Below are 19920 nucleotides of genomic sequence, written 5' to 3'. Positions count from 1 at the left end.
ATTTATTTTGATTTAAACGCTCTCATCACCTCCTAACAGGCTATCATGTTCACGGCTTAGTTATACTAATTTCTCTTGAACCTTTGGCTTGGCATGAAGTTGTGAACAAGGACCTGCTTGCAGCATATAGCTTCCACCGTCATGACCAATTACTTGCTTCACCTCTTTTGCTGCTTCAATAAGCTTGTTAAGATCAATGCCCGTATGAATTCCCATTTCACTTAATCCATGAACCAGGTCTTCTGTAGCTATATTTCCAGTGGCGCCTGGAGCGTAGGGACACCCTCCTAAACCGATAATAGAACTATCAAAATGAATAACACCCTGCTGCAAAGCAGCCACTACATTAGAAAATGCCATTCCTCTCGTATTGTGCAAATGCATGGAGAAAATGATGCCGGGATAATTTTGTTTAAGAAACCCTAGCACACGATACACTTGCTGAGGATTTGCCATCCCCGTTGTATCCGCTAAAGAAATTTCTTCGACACCCATCATTTTGTATCGTTCTACAATAGAAGAAATGCGTTCTATAGCAACTTTTCCTTCATAAGGACATCCAAACGCTACCGAAATTGAACCTCCCACTTTAACGTTATGCTTTTCCGCTAATTCGATAATAGGATAAAAACCTTTTTGAGCCTCTTCTACAGAACAATTTGCGTTAGATAAGCTGTGAGAATCTGTAGCTGAAAGCATAAGCTTTAACTTTTTCACTCCGGCATCAATGGCTCTCTGTGCACCTTTTACATTCGGCACTAACGCGCGAAATTTGATATTTGTTAAATCTTGAACACTTTCTACGACCTGCTCGGCATCCTTTAACTGAGGAATCGCTCTCGGATGTACAAAAGATGTAATTTCCATTGATTGAATGCCTGTCTTGGCTAGCTGACGGATAATAGATATTTTTTCTTCTGTAGGAATCCACTCATGTTCAGCTTGAAACCCATCCCTTGGGGCTACTTCACAGATTATGACTTTTTCCGGTAATTCTATTTTTTGAATAGTATTCATTAAATAACCCCCTTTTCTTTTAACACCGCTAAGTCTTCACTTGATAACCCCAGTTTTCCGCCTAGAATTTCTTCATTATGTTCTCCCAATTCAGGGGCACGATGACGAATTGCTCCCGGTGTATGTGAAAACTTTGGTACTACTCCCGGAACCTTAATTTTTCCTAGGCGGGGGTGCTCTACTTCTACAATGTTTTCTCGTTCTCTATACTGAGGATCGTTAAATATATCTTCAATGCTGTAGATAGGACTAACTGGCACACCAAATGAATCTAACTTTGCCTGCAGCTCGTCTTGAGTGAAGGACTTAATCCAATTTGACACAATTTCCTGAACTTCATGATCATGTTTTAGACGCTCTACGTTTGTATAGTATCGCGGATCCTTTAACATATCTTTTCTTTCCATTGCCTCTGCAAGACGATCAAAGGTAGAGTCTGTACTGCATACTAAAACAACAAACTTTCCGTCTTTTGTTTCATATGTGCCTGCAGGGCTTGAGTGACCTGCAAGTCCAGGGCTTCTTTCTCTTACTTTTCCGTTTTGATCATATTCAGCGATTAAAAACTCCATCATTCGAAAAATAGATTCATATAATCCCATTTCTACTACTTGACCTTCCGGCTGTTCGTGTACATCTCTATGATAGATAGCGCTTACACAAGCGAACGCAGTGTATATGCCCGTTACATAATCTAGTAAAGAGTAAGAAGGACTGACGGGCGGACGATCTGAATATCCTTGTAAATAAGTATGTCCGCTAAATGCTGTCCCCGGTGTACCGAATCCAGCTTTTTCTCGATAAGGACCTGTTTGTCCATAACCTGATACGCGCACCATTACTAGCTTAGGGTTAACTTTTTTAAGCTCTTCATATCCTAAGTTCCATTTTTCCAGTGTACCAGGGCGAAAATTTTCAATTAAAATGTCTACTCCACTAATTAGATTTTTGAAAATTTCTGCTCCTTCTTCTGACCGAATGTCCAGCGTAACAGACTTTTTATTGCGAGCAAGTCCCGGCCACCTTAAGGGTTCAGTCCCTTTCCAAGGCCCTACAGTCCGAAGCGTATCTCCTTTTCCTGGAAGTTCAATTTTGGTTACTTCCGCCCCCAAGTCCGCTAGTAAAGTAGCTCCAAAGGGAGCAGCAATCATAGTAGAAATATCTAGTATTTGAACTCCTGTTAAAGGTCCATAATTTTTGGTCAACACGTTGAATCCCCTCCGGTAATAACTGTTTGCATAGTTAATTAAGATAATTAATTTGTAGATTTCCTTTTGTATGTTAAAAACCAATGATAGTAGTCAAAATATTAAGATTATTTATTTTTCTAAAGTTAACTCTTTTTCTTCTAATAGGATAGACTCTTTGCTTTCAATCGGGTCTAAATCTGTTAGCAGAAACGTATAGCTTAAAATTCCAATCACTAAAAAAGCAGCTGCTAAAAGGAAAGCATACATAAATGAACCCGTGGCCTGAACAATAAACCCAGTCGTAATAGGTGCAACAATAGCCATCGAGTTATTCCCAAATGTTAAAAGTCCCGTTAATGTTCCTACCGTTCCTTTGGGTGCAATAAATGTAGGAATACTGTAGGCAACAGCAGATGTGACAACAAGACCTCCAAGTGCTGTTGAAATCCAAAATACAGCTACGTTCGCACTGTGAGTAAACGCTGCCCCAATAATTGACAAACCAAATACCATACCTATTACTAGAAAAAACTTGCTGACACGCGTCCGGTTATACCCTTTGTTAATAAGACGATCAACAAGCCAGCCCCCGATTACTATTTCAGTAATGGTACCTACAATCCAAGGTATAGCCGAGTACCAGCCTGATTTTAAAATAGACATGTTCATTTCTGTTGCTAAATATCCAGGAAGCCAAGTCAAGAACAAAAACCATGAATAGCCGTATGCCGCAAACCCAATGAATACTGCCCAGACTTTTCTTTTAGTTAGCAAATATCGAATGTTCTCCATTGCACTGCCTTTCGCTTCTTCTGAACTTTGAGAACCGCCTTGAACAATGTAGTCATATTCTTCTTTCGTCAAACGCTCATCTTCATGAGGTTCACGATACCAGATCCAATAAACGATAGCATATATGAAACTAAGAATAGCAGTTGCTAAGAAACCGCCTCGCCAGCCCCACTCTGTTACAATTAGTGCTAATATAGGCGCCCCGATGGCGTTGGAAAGTTTGGATTGAGAATCATAAGCTGCGATAGCTTTTCCGCGTTCCTGACGCGGAACCCAATGGCTAACTGCTTTGGCAGCAGATGGAAAGAATGGTGCTTCTCCAACTCCTAACAGCACCCGAGATAAAATAATTAACCCCCATCCATTTGCTACTGCAGTTAAAAGACAAGCTACTGTCCATATTACGGTCGCTACACGCGTTACCCATTTTACGCCTATTTTATCTAGCAAAGGCCCTATAGGAAGTTGAAGTAAAGCGTAAGACCATGCAAATGCTGATAGGAAAATCCCCATCTGACCTGCTGTCAAGTTAAATTCTTTTTGTAACAATGGCATAGCAATGGACATATTAATTCGATCAAAATAGTTTACAACTACACCAACCGCAATCAAGAATACAATCGACCAACGATGTTTTTTCATTATCTTCCCTCACTCATAAGATTTTAAGTATGCGCTTTCATTTTTACAAAATATTTCTTTGCTCAGATCCCATTTATAATTGCTTGCTTACATAAAGTCTGTCTGAACTAAAGTTGAAAGATGGCAATGCTGAAAACCTAATCCTCTAGCTATTTACTTGTTCTTTTATCCTTTCGTAAAAACATTTTATTAGTGGAATTAAAAAGATTAATAGAAAGTTCTAATTAGAACGATCTAATAAATTTTTATTAGAACGATCTAATTCCAGCGGGAATCTCTTCACATATTGCGGAACGGTGCTGTATATTTTATGATCTACTCAAATATCCGAACATGATGATCAACGTCTGCTTTTTTAATTTCTCATTGTAACACCTGCCTTTTTTACTAAGCGTCGTCGTTTGACACAGCCTAATATAAAATCAATTCAAACTTGAGTTTTAGTATACTGAATTACATTTCTCTGCGCAATATATATTTTTAATTTTTAGAAAATTAAAATATACACTTTTTTAATATAACAAAACCTTTTATATATTAATCATCTGGACTTAGAATCATTTTTTTATTTTGCTAGAGAAAAAGAAGATATAGCCACTTCATTCATACAACTTTCTAGCAAAGTTAAAAAATACGCGTTTTTAATACTGTAAGCTCGGTTCAAACATTTGTTCCTTAATATACTCCACAGGCATCTCTTTTCCTGTCCACAATTCAAACGCCATGGCCCCTTGCCAGATCATCATTCCTATTCCATTAATGGTGTGACATCCAATTGATTCAGCTTGTTCTAACAGTTTTGATCTCATAGGCATATACACGACATCGGTTACAATTAAATCAGGACGCAGCATTGATATATCTTCAATAATGCTGAATTCTTCTAACGGTTTCATTCCCACTCCTGTTCCATTTGTCAAAATATCGCTCGTTCTAATTTCTTCTCTTAACATGTCTGTATCCTCAAGAGAATACAGCTTCGCTTTACATGAAACATGTTTCATCTCTTCATTAATAATTTTTACGTTTTCTACAGCTTTTGAATAAAATTCATCGTGACGAGCAAAAATTGTTAATTCTTCAAGTCCTTCTAAAGCCGCTTGAATAGCAATAGGCGTCGCTGCTCCACCCGAACCGATCAACGTCATTTTTTTCCCTGTGATATCTACGCCGTGCTCTTTTAAATTTCGAATGTAGCCCATGCCGTCTGTGCTATGCCCAACTAGTACGCCATTATCGTTTACGACGGTATTGACAGCTCCTGAAAATTTGGCGCTGTCTGCTAATTCATCAAGAAACGGGAGAATTTTTGTCTTATTGGGCATGGATACATTAAAACCTTTAACATTTAACGCTCTCAGCCCTTTAATCGCATCTTCTAACGAGTCATTTCCTACCTCAAAAGCTAAATAAGCATAATTTAATCCCAGTTTCTTAAAGGCCATATTATGCATAGATGGTGATAATGAATGTCCAATTGGAGTTGCTAAAAGGCCGATGAGCTGAGTTTTGCCATTAATACGCCCTACGCTTTTCATGATTTTACCTCCTGTTTTATTAAAATTTCAGAAATACTTGTGGTACCTAGCCTGTACTTTTTAAGCTTATTTTCATTTACGATCAAACACATTTCACATTCATATACTACAGGTAATTAGATCGATCTAATTTTAACCTATACTCACTATTCACCAACCTTTGACAAGCCGCATTCAAAACCAAAACTGCTCTACTCACATGTAAAAAACAAGAAACCGCTTACAAGTTTACGGTTTTAATAACATACGTTTGACACGTACTGTACGTCTTACCTCCCTTCACAAGGCAGCATTTCTCAACATTACTCGAAACAAAGCTTTCACCTATACCTAGATTCTTTTATTAAATGACTGCATTAAACACCCGGTGAACCAAGACAACTCTTAGCGACCTTATGTATCATAGTATCACATTTTTTTAAAAGGAAAAATGTTTTTTTGTTACTTTTCAGAAAAATCTTTTTATTTAAAGAATTTCTTTATATTAAAATAAAGCTATAACCATAATTATAGCTTTATTCTTGAGCGTGGCTTTCTCTTCTCTTTTTCATCCACCAGCCTGCACCAACTGTCACTCCGATTATAAGAATAACAATTATTAAACGATCTACATCATGCAAATATTTTTGGATTTTTTCAATATCTCCAAGTCCTCCTACATAGAGCAAAAAAACAAACCACGGAAAAATGCCTAAGGTGCTGTATAAAACAAAGTCCTTAGATTTGATTTTACTAAGGCCTGCCAAATAGGTTATATAGTTTGCGATACTGATGGGACGAGAAATCGTAATACTCCATTTTCCATATTTATGAAACCATTTTTGGGCACGCTTTATATTTTTTTCACCAAACCAGCGCTTGGTAATAGATTCAAACCTGTATCCCATAACGAACGGAATATAGTTGAATGCGATATAAATAACGGTATTGACAGCTGAAACAATAAGGATTTTCCATATTGAGAGCTGCAGCACCGAGCCAATGAGCAAAATCGATAACGTACACGGAAAAGGAATTGCCGCAGCTTCGATTGCTGTAGCAATAAAGATGCCCACTATGCCTAAATTTTGTACAAAATCAATAAACCCCTGCACCTTTTTTCTCCTTTCAATCATACAAATTTCACGTTCTTTCATCATAACTCAAACTATTCAAAATTTCACGATTTCAAAGCAATTTTACTAGTAAAAAAAGCTCATACGCACCCGTTTGCTATATTTGATTATCTTCTATCATATGCAGTTCATAAGTGAAGTAACGCAAAAAAAGAAAATAGCAGAAAAAAACTCTTTTATTAGTTGTAATAAAAGAGTCTTTTCTGTCCTGCTATTATTTAACTTTAGTAATAATTTTCCCTTTCACATGGCGTTTTGAAAGCTCTTCTAATGCACTTGGCACTTCTTTTAACGAGATGATGCGCTCAATCATCGGAGCTACTTTCTTCTCTGCTACTAATGCTAAAAGCTCATCGCCCATTTTTGCTAAATCCGCTTGCGCAATCATGTCATCAATGTGGTGTGCAGCATTTAAAGCTACTTCATGATAAGAAGTCACCTTTGTAAAAGGCTTTACTTTTGTATAATCAGGTGCACCAGCAATATGTGCTAAATGTCCTCTATAGGCAATCATATCTAAAGAATCCGTTGCGTTCTTTGCGCTCACCGTGTCAAGCACAGCATCTACGCCGCGGCCATTTGTCAGCTCCAATACTTTTTCCACGACATTTTCCTCGCGATAATCAATTACATAATCAGCTCCTAACGACTTCACATACTCATGATTATGTGCTGAAGCTGTTGAGAAAACGGTTTTTCCAGCGTTTTTAGCAAGCTGCACGCCAAAGCCCCCTACACCTCCAGCTCCTCCGTGAATTAAGATGGTTTGAATATGGTTCATTGGAAGTTTACGAAATAGTGCTTCATACGCCGTGTAACCTGCAGTAGGCAAAGCAGCAGCTTCTTCAAATGTAACAGCATCAGGAATGCGCGAAATTGAATGAACAGTTGTAACCGCATATTCAGCATATCCGCCTTTTTTCATAAAGTCCCCGTGATAGACAACGCGGTCTCCTTTTTTCCAGTCAACTACTCCTTCTCCAACTGCATCAATTGTCCCAGCTACGTCTAAACCCAGAATGTGAGGATATGTCCAATGAGGGTTTCCGTTAGTAGCCGTTTTATAATCTACGGGATTAAGTCCCACTGCGTGAACTTCAACTACTACTTCCCCTTTATTTGGAAGAGGTTTTTCTATTTCTTCTACTTTCATTTCTGTCCATTTATTTTTATCTTGCAATAATAATGCTTTCACAGTCTAACTCTCCTTTTTAAATCATTTTCCTAGCGTTGCTTTTATTATTTTATCTAAAAATGATTTGCTTACTATTTTTATTTTAAAGAGAGCTTGTCTATAATACAAATTAGAAAATAAATAGATATCCATAAATAAAATTATAAGAAAGGATAGCATAAATGATTGATTTTGAATGGTATCGTAGCTTTATAAGCATTTACAAATATAGATCCGTTTCTGAAGCAGCCAGAGCGAGGATCTTAACTCAGCCGGCCATGAGTCAGCACTTAGCTGCTTTAGAAGCTGAAATAGGCGAAGGTTTATTTATCCGTGCACCGAGAAAGATGATTCCAACAGAAAAAGGTAAAGAACTGTACACGCGTATTGTCCCGTTAATTGAAAGTCTAGAAGCTGCTTCAATTGAATTAAAAATGACCGCTTCATCTCCCGACGCGCTGCCGGTCGTAAAAATTGGTTCTCCCGTAGAGTATTTTACCGAACAAGCTTTAGAAAGAATAAAAGATGCAGGTATCCGCTGCTACAGCCAGTTTGGTATTGCTTCTGTTTTACTTGAAAAGATACAAAACGACGAAATTGATATTGCTATTACAACCCAAAGATTGCAAATACCAGGAGTCGAATATACGGTCATTGAAGAAGAAGAGTTTGTCTTAACCGTCCCTCCTTCTTTTGAAATGACAGCTAGTAAAGACGTAGAAGATTTTTTATATAATCAGCGGTGGATTAGCTATGGTCTTGAACTTCCTATTATCAGGAGATTTTGGCGGCAACATTTTAAAAAACGACCTGAAATTCAGCCTCATCATGTAATTCCAAATCTTCAAACGGTGTTAAAAGCCATTCAGCATCACATGGGAATCAGCCTGCTTCCCCGCTATTTAATTCAAGAAGCGATTCGAGAAAAAAAAGTGAAAATCGAACTTGAACATTTAGCAGTAAAAAATCAGATCTTTCTTGCTTATAAACTTAAGCATCGCGATCATCCTACTATTCAAAAAACGATACGCTCGCTAAAAAAGAAGAGGTTGAGACATAACGACATGAATCCATTCTAAAGACGAACAAATAGGATATATGAACCGAACCGCTTGTGACACCGCAGTTGATTTCCATGCAAGAATTCGCTTTCCGAGGGCGAGCGCTGAGCTCCTCGTCGCTTATGCTCCTGCGGGGTCTCACCTGTTCCACTTTTCCCGCAGGAGTCTTCGCCTTGCCCTCCAGTCAACTGCTAGAAGGAACGAAGACAGATGAAACCTACGTTCACCATAACAAAAAAAACGAACCACTAATCAAACATCTTGATTAATGGTTCGTTTTTCACCTCGTCTAAAATCATTTTGTTCCAGCCTCTTCTTTTTTTGACAGTTGCTGTGCTGAATCTACTCCTACTAAATCTAAAAAGAAAATAAAAATAGGAATGCCAAGAATTAGCCCCCATACGCCCAAGAAGTGTTCACCAAACACTAAAATGATAAACGTAATGAACGTTGGCAAGTTTGTTTTAGATGACATGAGCTTTGGATTTAATACATAGCTTTCAAGTGCGTGAAGTACTACCACCATAATTAACACAGATAGTACTTTTACACCGCCTCCTAAACTGTAAGCGATTGTACAAAGTGGAATGAGTGAAACAAATACCCCAAGAACCGGCACTAGCCCTAGTAGAAAGACCATAACGCCAAGTGCAAGCAAATTAGGAAACCCTAACACCCACAGCGCAATAACGGATAAAATGCTGTTCACAAAAGCGATAATAAACTGAACTTCTATTACCTTGCCGAAGGAATTAACAAATTTTCTCCCCAAGTAGCCAGCTTCTTTGAAAAACCAGCCCAGCCTAGATTGTTCCAGTTGGACAAATAATCGGTGAATCCGCGACTTTTCAAGTAAAAAGAATAGGCTTAACAGGAGTGCTAAGAAAACTTGTGCACTTACTTTTCCAATATTAGATAAATAGCTGTATACTAAATCAATATTCTGCTGAATATTTTCTGGTGATTTGAATCTCTTTAGATTATCGATAATATAGGTGACGAATGTATTATCAGGGGGATGCTTGTAAAAATACATCAGCTTCTGTACAAGCTCGGTAACTTGCGTCATAATAACCGGGATATATACATACCCTACAATACCGAGGGCCCCAATCAGTGCGATATAGATGACGATGAGTATAAGCGTTGAATTAAGCGGAAGCTTTCTTCTTAACGTTTGTTGAAGACGACCAATTAAAAAGGTAAAAATAAACGTAAATAACAGCAGCTGAAGCATACTTCTAATGCTGACAAGTAAAACTGTAATGATAATAAGCGTAATGATGCGAACAGTAAGTTTGTTGTGAAGCCAACTTCTTGCAATATTCATGAAACCTTCAATTCTCCTATCTCTCTTTTTCCCAAGTCATTTGTATACATATAAATAAAACGGATACGCTAGACGCTCATATCCGCTTTCGCTATATATAGTGTATCATTTAATATTCAAATTTTACTATATTTCGGCGCTTTTTAGTATGTCTTTATTTTCTCTCCGCTATTCTTTTTCATTTTCCCATACATTATGATAAATTAGCTTGTCTAAATCCCTTCTTTTTTCCCAGTTTGCTTGTTCTAAGATTGGTTTCTCAGGATATTTATCTGTATAGCCAATTGACATGAGCGCTACAGGATCAATATGAGGAGGAATATGTAAAATGTCACGTACATCATTTTTCTTATAAAAACTTACCCACCCCATTGCCAGTCCTTCTGCATATGAAGCAAGCCACATATTTTGAATCGCACACGCAGTTGACATCATATCGGTTTCTGGAATTGAGTTTCTTCCGAGAACATGAGAGCCCCCTCTTGTTGGATCACACGTTACGCAAATAGTTAACGGCGCTTCTTTTAATCCTTGAATCTTTAGCTCTAAAAAATCTTCTTTCTTTTCACCTTCATAATGAATAGCCAGTGCTCTTCTCTCTTTATCTGCTGCCCAGGCAAGTTTATTTTTCACTTCTATATCAGATACTAATATAAAATTCCAAGGCTGCATAAACCCGACGGAAGGTCCGCTGTGAGCAGCCTGTAGAATGTTATAAACCGTTTCATTCGGAATCTCATCAGACAAAAATGTTCGTACATCTCTTCTTCCGTAAATCGCTTTGTATACCGCTTGCTTTTCGTCGTTTGTAAACGAGTTCATCTTCTTCAACCTCCATTAAACTCTCTTTTTAACTATTTTTCTAAAAAAACATTAAAAAAATGTGATCCAAACTTTATGTTTTCTCGTATTACTATATGAATCTATCATAAAGGAGGTTGCAAACATGTTCAACGACGTTTTAATGAACTTATTTAACGCGGTAAGCAGCATCATTAACACTATTGGATAATTTGATTGTACATATTTAGTAAGAGAGGAGGCATATTACATTGCTAAACGAGGTACTTATGAACTTTTTTAACGCAGTAAGCAGTATCATCAACACAATCGGATAAAAAAAGCACAAAGAAAAGGGTAACTGCCATTACCACCGTCTTTATGCTTTGCTTTACTAGTTCAAAATCATATATTTTACAATAAAAAGAACTCTTTGATTAGGAGTTCTTTTTACTTATCCTAACATGTTCCCTTTTATTTGTATATATGCCTTGCCAGTTCAACAGATTCACTTATATGTTGCAAGCATACACATAGGTCTGCAGCTCGTAGTGCAGTTCTTTTAAGTCTTCAGCTGCTTGAGTCAATAACTTCTTTCGCTGAGCTGTATACACATCTAGAATAGCTCTTTCTACTTTTACCTTTTCTTCATATAAAATATCTAACTTATCTTCATTTCCTTCAAGGGAAATAGGCTTTAACATAGCAAATTGATAAATGGGTTGTCCATAATCCAATTTTGTTAAAATAGAACTTACTAATACATCCTGCGAGCATTCATATACGAAGTTTAACAGCGTACTTAATTCTTCTAGACGAGAAATATCCAGCTCTGCATTTTCGTTGATCACAGCCCCTATATATTGAAAGCACTCTTCTTCTAACTCATTATAAATAGTTGTGATGCGGTGCAACACTTCATTCAACTTCATAAAGTTCCCCCTTCACACACGCTTCTTGATACAACCATATGACAAAACTTGATGTTTTATACTAACGAAAAAGCGAGGAATATAAACCTCGCTTCTTCTTTTCACCGATACATACTGGCAATATCTTCGATAAACATAAGCGGTTCTTCTTCTGTTAGTTGTTTAATTGGAGAATAATCCTCTCCACCAAAACTTTGATCTATGTCTTCAATAAATGAAGAAACTTCTTCTGACTCTTCACGATTAGCTGGCATTTCGTATTTTTGTAATTCTGTACGGTGCACGACGGATAAAATATGGCGAGGAAATTGCTGCTTTGTTTTTCCAAAACAGTATACCGGCTTGTGTTTCAAAAAGCGTTCTACTTCCTCTTGCCGGTTATAAATGCTTCCATGATCACCCCAAGCTACCACAACCAGTTCAGCATCTTCCACTGCTTTTTGAATATATTCACCTGTTCTTGTTCCAACAGCTTCTTCTTTTGAAAGCATGCGTAAAAACGAAACATGGTCGGTTTGATAGCTGAATAAATAAACGATTTCTAAGACTCCAAATCCCCACTTTTGCGCTAGTTCTATGCATTTGGATACAGCTGTATCATCGCTGTATTCATACGTATTTTCTGGAAATGACAAGATAAACGTAAGTTTACGTTCGTTTACTTCACTCCATTTGCATAATAGAGAGTATTTGTATGTGCCTGTTTCATCAAAAATAACTTCTTTTTTCACTGCTTCCATCCCCCTGCCTTCTTACAATCTTGTTACTTATCTATTGCAAATGAGCTAAGCAGTAATCGTAACCTTGACTGTTAAAAGTTTTATTTTATATGTATTTCAAAATCATGCCTTCATGACAACTTTTCTTCCATTTTTTCAAAAAGCAATTTTTTCTTCTATACATGCTTTTTACAGCTATTGAACATTCACATATACATCTTTCCTCTTTTCGGACCTCCAGTCAAAATAGATAAAATCAAAAGAATGGTCTATAATAAAGAAATAACCAATGACCTTTTCACTCATGTTTTTGACAGTTACGGATTTTTTCTCAGCAGGTATGTTCAAAACTGATCCTCTGAGAACATAGAAGATAAATTTGTGTAAAGAAAGGATTTTGTAAATGGCTACTACACACACATTTACAAGAGGAGAAGAAATTGCAAATGCGATTACACACGGCGTTGGAGCCGTACTCAGCATTGTTGGATTAACGCTTTTAATCGTACTTTCTTCGTTAGAAGGAACGCCTTGGCATGTTATCAGTTTTACTATTTACGGAGTAACTATGCTGCTTCTCTATGTCTCCTCTACGCTTGTCCATAGCTTTCCGGAAGGTAAGGTAAAAGATCTTTTTGAGATATTTGACCACTCTTCTATTTATTTGTTTATTGCCGGTACGTACACTCCATTTTTATTTATCGCAGTAAAAGGAACCACCGGCTGGACACTGTTTGGAATTGTATGGGGCATCGCTCTTGCAGGAATTGTATTCAAAGCTTTTTTTGTAAAGAAATTCCTTTTTATTTCCACCATTCTTTACGTATTTATGGGATGGATGATTGTGTTTGCTTGGGATTCGTTAACTCAAAACATTGCCCATCAAGGAATTGTCCTTCTCGTAGTTGGAGGCGTGTTGTATACAATCGGGGCCGTTTTTTACGTATGGCGAGGATTTCGTTTTCATCATATGATTTGGCATATGTTTGTTCTTGGCGGAACCGTACTCCACTTTTTAGCAATCATTTTATATGTATTGCCTATAACCAATTAAAAAAGGGCCCGAAGGCCCTTTTTTAATTGGTTATAGAATTCCTTACCACAGTTTTGCCATTTGAGTCACAAGCGTATAGACTCCTAGCACAGCCATAATAACGACCACAAAACCGCCAAAAACGGTAAGCCAAGTCGGATGCTTGTAATCGCCTACTATCTTCTTTTTATACGCCGCTATAAGCATTGTTCCGAGTGTAATAGGTAAGATTAACCCATTTAATGCTCCAGCTAAAATAAGCAGAGTGACCGGCTGACCAATCGTTAAGAAAACCAGGGTTGAAATCGTAATAAATGCAATGATAATCCAGTTTTCATATTTCTCAATCCTTTTGCTAAAGGATTTAATAAAGGAAACCGATGTATATGCCGAACCAATAACTGAAGTGATAGCCGCCGCTGCCATGACGACACCGAATAATTTATAGCCAATATCCCCTGCGGCTAACTGAAAAACAGAGGCAGGTGGATTATCAGGATTCAGTTTTAACCCTTGACTCAACACACCTAATGTCGCTAAAAATAGAAAAATTCGAATGATCGAAGCAATCGTAATACCTGATACTGCTCCTCTTGTTACTTCAGGAATCGCGGCTTTTCCTTTAATTCCTGCATCTAATAAACGGTGACCTCCTGCAAATGTAATATATCCTCCTACTGTTCCTCCTACAAGAGTAACAATCGCCATTACGTCAATGTGATCCGGCCAAAATGTTTTAGAGACTGCTTCTCCTAATGGCGGAGCGGAAGAAACTGCAACATAAACCATTAAAACAATTAATATTCCGCCCATTAATTGAGCAAAACGATCCATTAATTTTCCGGCTTCTTTGACTAAAAAGATTGCGATAGAAATGATGGCTGTAATGACTGCACCCGCTTTAGGAGAAATACCAAATAGCGCATTGAAGCCAAGACCCGCTCCTCCTACGTTTCCAATATTAAATGCTAAGCCTCCGATTACAATTAAAATAGCAATAAATAAGCCGAGACCTGGCAAAACACTGTTAGCGATATCCTGTGCTCTTTTTTCTGAAACGGCAATAATACGCCATACGTTTAGCTGAACGCCAATGTCTAATAAAATCGACAGTAAAATGACAAAACCAAAACTTGCGGCGAGAGCTTGTGTAAAGACCGTTGTTTGAGTTAAAAAACCTGGACCCACTGCTGAAGTAGCCATTAAAAATGCTGCTCCAAGCAGCACGCTCCAGTTGCGTTCTTTTTTCATGATGTCACCTCATTGTGGTTGAATAATGATTTGTTCTTCTTTTAGCTTGTCACAAATAGCTTTGGCAAATTCAACAGCATGTGCACCGTCTCCATGAATACAAACGGTATCTGCTTGAATGGGAATCTCTTCATTTTGCACAGTGAATACTTTCTTTTCTTTGACCATTTTAATTACTTGAGAAATAGCCGCTTCTTCATCTTGAATCACAGCGTTTTCAACGTTTCTCGGCGTCAGCATGCCGTTCTGTTGATAGGTTCGATCTGCAAATACTTCCTGAGACGTACGCAAGCCTATTTCGTTTCCGGCTTTAATCGATTCACTTCCAGCCAAACCATATAGAATAGCTTCCTCACTAACATTATAAACGGCTTCAGCAATAGCTTTAGCTATGTCTCGATCCCCTGCAGCCATATTATATAAAGCGCCATGAGGTTTCACATGATGAAGGGTCCCTCCTTCTGCACGTATAAAAGCTGAAAGAGCCCCCATTTGATACACCATTAAATCATAAGCTTCTCGAGGCGTAATTTTCATATATCTACGTCCAAATCCAGCTAAATCTTGCAATCCGGGGTGCGCGCCAATCGCCACATTTTCACTCAAAGCCAGCTTTACTGTTTCTCTCATAACCGAAGGATCTCCGGCATGAAAGCCACAAGCAATGTTTGCTGACGTTACATAGCGTAAAATTTCTTTATCATTTCCTAATCTATAGTTCCCAAAGCTCTCTCCTAAGTCACAGTTCAAATCAACGGTAGCCATCTTCTTCCCCCTTATATTTTCATTCGAAGTGCTCTTTTAATATGATTTATTTTCTTTTCCTGCTCCATATATAAATGCTGCGCTTCATCCAGTGAAATTGCTTGAAAAGAAACCTTTTTCCCTGGGGAAATTTGCGCCAGCGCTGAAAAATCTGCAGTTGCTACCTGTCCGATTCTAGGATATCCTCCTGTCGTTTGATGATCTGCTAATAAAACAATGGGCTGCCCTTCTTTTGGTACTTGAATCGTACCGAACGTCACAGCGCTAGAGAGCAGCTCTTTTTCTTGACCAAGGACTAATTTCTTCCCTTTTAGCCTATAGCCCATGCGGTCAGATTGAGGGGTAACGTCAAATTCTTGATTAAAGAAATGCTGTTGACTTTCTTTTGTAAACCAATCAAATTCCGCACCTTTCATCGTGCGGATAATAGACGTCTCGTATGAAGGAAGAAGTTTAGGATGAATCGTCCAAAAAGCCTGCTGAAAAGAGCGGTCCGTTTGCTTTTTCACCAGTTTCTTTATAATTGCTTCCCCTGTTTCTGTAGGAGGGTGGCTTAATACTTCGTCACCTGACTGTAATGCTTTACCGTGCAGCCCGCCTATCCGAGCGCGAAGTGAAGTAGATGTACTTCCCATAACTGCAGGAACATTAAAAGCACCGGAAACCGATAAATAAGAACGGCACCCTAAAGTCGGAACACCAAACTGTAGCACGCTCCCTTTTTTCACATATAAAGGCCGCCACATCTTTACGGCTTCATCATTAACAGTTGGCGATAAATCCCCTCCTGTCAGGGCAATCAAAGCATCTTGCTGAAATTCAATTTTTGGTCCCATTAACGTAATTTCAATAACCGGCTGGTTTTCTTGATTTCCTACTAATAAGTTGGCAATCCTTAAAGCAACTTTGTCCATTGCCCCGCTGACAATCATGCCGTCCTTTTGATATCCATGTCTGCCGATATCTTGAATCGTTGTTAATAAACCGGGACGTATCACTTTAATACTCATCTTCATCCACCTCCTTTTGGGCTTCATATTCCGTTTCAGAAATGGAAACAAATCGGATGCGATCACCTGCTTGAAGCAAGCTTGGCGAATCTTTTTCTGGGTTAAATAGTGTAAGAGGAGTACGCCCGATTAACTGCCATCCTCCAGGTGTCTCAATTGGGTACACGCCGGTTTGCATTCCTGCGATGCCAACTGACCCTTTTGGGATGCTGTTTCTCGGTGATTCTTTTCTTGGAGTCGCAATTTCTTCGCTCATCCCTCCCAAGTAAGGAAAACCAGGAGCAAAGCCTATCATATACACCAAATATTCTCCATTTGTATGAATGGAGATAACTTCATCAGGCGTTAATGAATGAAAAGCGGCTACTCTCTCTAAGTCCGGGCCGTACTTTCCTCCGTAACACACCGGAATTTCAATTTGTCTAGCGACCGCTTCAGATTTTTCTTCCTGGCGGAAAAGCAGTTCTTCAATATATGTAGATATTGCTGTGTAAGGATTTCTTCTTCCTTTTTCACTCATTATCCAAGGATCATAATATATTGTAACTGTTGCAAAAGCCGGCACATATTCAATCATTCCCTTACATAATGATTGCTCTAGCACCTCAGTAAATTGCTGAATACGTTTGTGTATGCCGAAATTAATTTCGTCTCCAAATGAAACGACAATGCCGCTGTCACCAAGAGGATAAAGTCGATAATCGTGACTCATTCCGTCTCCTCCTTTTTACTTAGTATTGTTTGAGCAGCTCCCTTTAATGCTGTAGTTAGATACATTCATTAGAATTACTAATGGAATTGTTGTTTTTAAATAACATTTTCTTATATATCTAATAAAAAAAAAGAACAATAAATCCCTATCCTGTATGGATAACATTATACAAATATAAAATAATCTTATGTTCTACTAAAACAAACTCCAAAGAAAAATTCAACCTTTTTAAAGTTTTATCGTCAAAAGGATTACGTTTTTTCAATTTTCCCCATAAAAAAACTGCTTTGTTTTTTATACTAAAGCAGTTTTTTGTAAACATGTACAAAAAGGAAAAACTCATGGGCAGTAAAACATTATATACCTCTTCGAGCAAAATCTACAAAACGAAACTTATCAAGACGATGACGTGATTCCGTATATTGAAAAAGGCTTGCATCTTCTAAATACACATAGTTTCTTACTACCACAATATGTTCATAGTCTTTTAAATCTAAGTAACACTTATCTTCGTCCGTCAGCTCGTCAACGGAAATTTCTTTTTTGGCAAAGCTTATTTTCAGCCCAAGATCTTTTTCTAAGTATTCATAAATAGAGCCTTTGCATATGTCTTTTGTGAGGTGAGGAACATACTTTTTATGAAAAAAATCTTTATCTAAAATAATTTTCTCTCCATCGATTTCCCGCGCTCGAACCACTTTCCATATAAGATCTTTTTTCGTCGCCCCAAGCTGTGTGCACAGATCTTGATCGGCCTTAACTAATTCAAATTCTTTTACAATAGTAGTCGATGTATGCCCTAGCTTTTCCGCCACTTCTTTGAAGCTAACAAGTCCTGATACTGGAAAATCAAAGCGTGATACGTCCAATACAAATGAGCCTTTTCCTTTCATTTTTTGAATGTACCCATTTTGTGAAAGTAAATTTAACGCTTTCCGTATCGTTTCACGAGACGTTTGATACTGTTCAACAAGCTCATTTTCAGAAGGAAGTTTTGTATTAGGACGCCAGTCACCACGTTTAATTTTATCGACTAACTGTTCGTAAATACTGATAAATTTATTTTCTTTCAATTGCCATCACCTATTTTACTTTCTATATATACCCAATTGTATAAAAAGAACGATAGATTGTCACCCATCGTTCTTTTTACTTTTTTCTCTATTTTTTTAAATGATACACGATTGATTCATACGGCCGAAGTAAGACTTGCTTGAATTCCTTTGATGAATCTTTGTAGTTAGACAGCAATATTTCACTATGATATCCTTCAAAAGTTATATCTTCTGGCAGTTCAAAGGCTGTTTCGCTGCCGTAGAAATTATTTATCACCAACAGCTTTTCATCTGCTCCATTTCGGATATAAGCGAAAATCTGCTCGTCTTCTCCAAGAATCAATTCATAGTTTCCATAGGTGATAATGTCGTACTGCTTGCGTAATGCAATAAGTTTTTGATAAAAATAAAAAATTGAATCTTCATCATCTAACGCTTTTTCTACATTAATTTCACGGTAGTTATCGGCCGGATTGATCCATGGAGTTCCTTTTGTAAAACCTGCATTTGGCTCATCGCTCCATTGCACCGGTGTACGGGAATTATCTCTTGATTTATGTTTTAAAATCTCCAAAATTTCATTTTCGTTCATTCCTTGTGCACGTTTTATCTCATACACATTTAATGACTCCACATCTCTATATTCATCAATAGAGGAAAACTTCGGGTTTGTCATACCTATTTCTTCCCCTTGATAAATATAAGGTGTTCCCTGCATCAGATGAATCGTTGCAGCGAGCATTTTGGCAGATTTATTATGATAGAGTTCATCGTTTCCATAGCGGGAAACAACGCGAGGCTGATCATGGTTGCACCAAAATAGTGCATTCCATCCCCCTCCTTTATTCATCTCCGTTTGCCAAGTTGATAAAATCTCTTTTAATTTAATGAAATCAAAATCTGCTAGCGCCCACTTTTCTCCGTTTGGGTAATCGACTTTCAAATGATGAAAATTAAACGTCATGCTAAGCTCGCCCCGGTCCGGATGAGAATATTGAATACAGTGGTCAACAGTTGTCGACGACATTTCCCCAACGGTCATGCTATCGTATTTTGAAAAAACTTCTTGATTCATTTCTCGCATATATTCGTGAACGCGAGGACCGTCGGTATAAAATTTCCGTCCATCTCCTGGCGCGATAGAACCATCATCATCTAAAAAGCGCTGATCTTTTGAAATTAAGTTAATAACGTCCAGACGAAATCCATCTACTCCTTTTTCAAACCAAAACGTCATCATATCGTACACGCTGCGGCGCACACGCTCATTTTCCCAGTTCAAATCCGCTTGCGTGACATCAAACAAATGCAGATAGGATTGTTCTGTCAACTTATCATGCTCCCACGCCGAACCTCCAAATTTTGAAACCCAATTCGTCGGAGCACTTCCATCTTCTTTTTGATCTTTCCAAATATAAAAATCTCTGTACGGGTTATCTTTCGATTTTTTAGCTTCTTGAAACCATTCATGTTCAGTTGACGTATGATTAACGACAATATCCATGATGATTTTAAGATCCCGCTTATGCGCTTCTGTTATTAAACGATCGAAGTCCTCCATTGTTCCGTATTCTTCTTGAATAACAAAATAATCACTTATATCATATCCATTATCCCGCTGCGGCGATTTATAAATTGGCGTTAGCCACACAACGTCTACACCAAGCTTTTTCAAATAATCTAGCTTTTCAATAATACCAGCTATATCACCCACGCCGTTGCCAGTCGTATCGTAAAAGCTTTTAGGATAAATTTGATAGACAACCGATTTTTCCCACCAAGGTTCTTGCATTTTTAACACCAC

The 19920-nt window shown here is 37.9% G+C and carries 19 protein-coding genes and 1 pseudogene; 2 read left to right on the top strand and 18 right to left on the bottom strand.

Going from position 1 to position 19920, the window contains the following annotated elements; genetic code table 11:
- Positions 1-60: 60 nt before the first annotated feature.
- The 6 genes from ACFX4N_RS18950 to ACFX4N_RS18925 all read right to left on the bottom strand — a co-directional run bounded on the left by ACFX4N_RS18950 (position 61) and on the right by ACFX4N_RS18925 (position 7489).
- Positions 61-1017 (bottom strand): hydroxymethylglutaryl-CoA lyase, encoded by a 957-nt coding sequence (locus ACFX4N_RS18950; RefSeq protein WP_057274409.1) that lies wholly within the window; start codon positions 1015-1017, stop codon positions 61-63.
- A complete protein-coding gene (locus tag ACFX4N_RS18945) occupies positions 1017-2225 on the bottom strand; it encodes a CaiB/BaiF CoA transferase family protein (protein ID WP_057274408.1) in 1209 nt (402 codons plus the stop codon). The genes ACFX4N_RS18950 and ACFX4N_RS18945 overlap by 1 nt, the downstream gene beginning before the upstream one ends.
- A gap of 111 nt (positions 2226-2336) precedes the next feature.
- A complete protein-coding gene (locus ACFX4N_RS18940; RefSeq protein ID WP_013055683.1) occupies positions 2337-3641 on the bottom strand; it encodes an MFS transporter in 1305 nt (434 codons plus the stop codon).
- A 641-nt stretch (positions 3642-4282) separates the two neighbouring features.
- Entirely contained in the window at positions 4283-5179 is an 897-nt protein-coding gene (locus ACFX4N_RS18935; RefSeq protein WP_013055682.1) for a shikimate dehydrogenase, read from the bottom strand.
- 515 nt (positions 5180-5694) lie between these two features.
- Positions 5695-6273: a DedA family protein gene (locus tag ACFX4N_RS18930; RefSeq protein WP_225519207.1), complete on the bottom strand. Its 579-nt coding sequence runs from the start codon at positions 6271-6273 to the stop codon at positions 5695-5697.
- Between the two features lie 235 nt (positions 6274-6508).
- Positions 6509-7489 (bottom strand): zinc-binding dehydrogenase, encoded by a 981-nt coding sequence (locus ACFX4N_RS18925; RefSeq protein WP_057274407.1) that lies wholly within the window; start codon positions 7487-7489, stop codon positions 6509-6511.
- Between the two features lie 161 nt (positions 7490-7650).
- Here ACFX4N_RS18925 and ACFX4N_RS18920 point away from each other — a divergent pair, with 161 nt between their 5' ends.
- Positions 7651-8547, top strand: a complete 897-nt coding sequence (locus ACFX4N_RS18920; RefSeq protein WP_053486889.1) for a LysR family transcriptional regulator — start codon at positions 7651-7653, stop codon at positions 8545-8547.
- Here ACFX4N_RS18920 and ACFX4N_RS18915 read toward each other — a convergent pair.
- From ACFX4N_RS18915 to ACFX4N_RS18895, 5 genes and pseudogenes are all read right to left on the bottom strand, one after another.
- Positions 8503-8717, bottom strand: a pseudogene (locus ACFX4N_RS18915) (hypothetical protein). The gene ACFX4N_RS18920 and the pseudogene ACFX4N_RS18915 sit on opposite strands and share 45 nt — an antisense overlap.
- 107 nt (positions 8718-8824) lie before the next feature.
- Positions 8825-9859 carry an AI-2E family transporter gene (locus ACFX4N_RS18910; RefSeq protein WP_013055677.1) on the bottom strand — a complete coding sequence of 345 codons (1035 nt, stop codon included), beginning with the start codon at positions 9857-9859 and terminating at the stop codon, positions 8825-8827.
- Positions 9860-10027: 168 nt separating this feature from the next.
- Positions 10028-10681: a 5,6-dimethylbenzimidazole synthase gene (bluB, locus tag ACFX4N_RS18905; protein WP_057274406.1), complete on the bottom strand. Its 654-nt coding sequence runs from the start codon at positions 10679-10681 to the stop codon at positions 10028-10030.
- Between the two features lie 470 nt (positions 10682-11151).
- The gene (locus ACFX4N_RS18900; RefSeq protein WP_013055675.1) at positions 11152-11571 is read right to left on the bottom strand and encodes a hypothetical protein; all 420 of its coding nucleotides are present in this window, start codon (positions 11569-11571) and stop codon (positions 11152-11154) included.
- A gap of 101 nt (positions 11572-11672) precedes the next feature.
- Entirely contained in the window at positions 11673-12311 is a 639-nt protein-coding gene (locus ACFX4N_RS18895; protein WP_016763237.1) for a DUF1643 domain-containing protein, read from the bottom strand.
- Between the two features lie 382 nt (positions 12312-12693).
- On the opposite strand from ACFX4N_RS18895, the gene trhA reads away from it, so the two are divergent.
- Positions 12694-13344, top strand: a complete 651-nt coding sequence (trhA, locus tag ACFX4N_RS18890) for a PAQR family membrane homeostasis protein TrhA (RefSeq protein WP_013055671.1) — start codon at positions 12694-12696, stop codon at positions 13342-13344.
- A 42-nt stretch (positions 13345-13386) separates the two neighbouring features.
- Here the strand turns inward: trhA and ACFX4N_RS18885 are convergent, their stop codons facing one another.
- From ACFX4N_RS18885 to treC, 7 genes are all read right to left on the bottom strand, one after another.
- Positions 13387-14574, bottom strand: coding sequence for an NRAMP family divalent metal transporter (locus ACFX4N_RS18885; RefSeq protein ID WP_013055670.1), 1188 nt, complete (start codon positions 14572-14574; stop codon positions 13387-13389).
- Positions 14575-14583: 9 nt separating this feature from the next.
- Positions 14584-15339 (bottom strand): LamB/YcsF family protein, encoded by a 756-nt coding sequence (locus ACFX4N_RS18880; protein ID WP_013055669.1) that lies wholly within the window; start codon positions 15337-15339, stop codon positions 14584-14586.
- Between the two features lie 11 nt (positions 15340-15350).
- The gene (locus tag ACFX4N_RS18875) at positions 15351-16349 is read right to left on the bottom strand and encodes a 5-oxoprolinase subunit C family protein (protein ID WP_057274405.1); all 999 of its coding nucleotides are present in this window, start codon (positions 16347-16349) and stop codon (positions 15351-15353) included.
- Positions 16339-17061 carry a 5-oxoprolinase subunit PxpB gene (pxpB, locus tag ACFX4N_RS18870; protein WP_013055667.1) on the bottom strand — a complete coding sequence of 241 codons (723 nt, stop codon included), beginning with the start codon at positions 17059-17061 and terminating at the stop codon, positions 16339-16341. The genes ACFX4N_RS18875 and pxpB overlap by 11 nt, the downstream gene beginning before the upstream one ends.
- 145 nt (positions 17062-17206) lie before the next feature.
- Positions 17207-17383 (bottom strand): hypothetical protein, encoded by a 177-nt coding sequence (locus tag ACFX4N_RS18865; protein WP_377262049.1) that lies wholly within the window; start codon positions 17381-17383, stop codon positions 17207-17209.
- A 34-nt stretch (positions 17384-17417) separates the two neighbouring features.
- Positions 17418-18134 carry a trehalose operon repressor gene (gene treR / locus ACFX4N_RS18860; protein ID WP_013055666.1) on the bottom strand — a complete coding sequence of 239 codons (717 nt, stop codon included), beginning with the start codon at positions 18132-18134 and terminating at the stop codon, positions 17418-17420.
- A gap of 88 nt (positions 18135-18222) precedes the next feature.
- On the bottom strand, positions 18223-19908 hold the full coding sequence (gene treC, locus ACFX4N_RS18855; RefSeq protein WP_098546954.1) for an alpha,alpha-phosphotrehalase: 1686 nt from the start codon (positions 19906-19908) through the stop codon (positions 18223-18225).
- Between the last annotated feature and the right edge of the window lie 12 nt (positions 19909-19920).

Origin of the sequence: Priestia sp. YIM B13551, from assembly GCF_042787905.1 — a bacterium.
Lineage (GTDB): Bacteria > Bacillota > Bacilli > Bacillales > Bacillaceae_H > Priestia.
The sequence above is the reverse complement of the archived record's forward strand: the minus strand, read 5'-3'. Positions and strand labels throughout refer to the sequence as shown.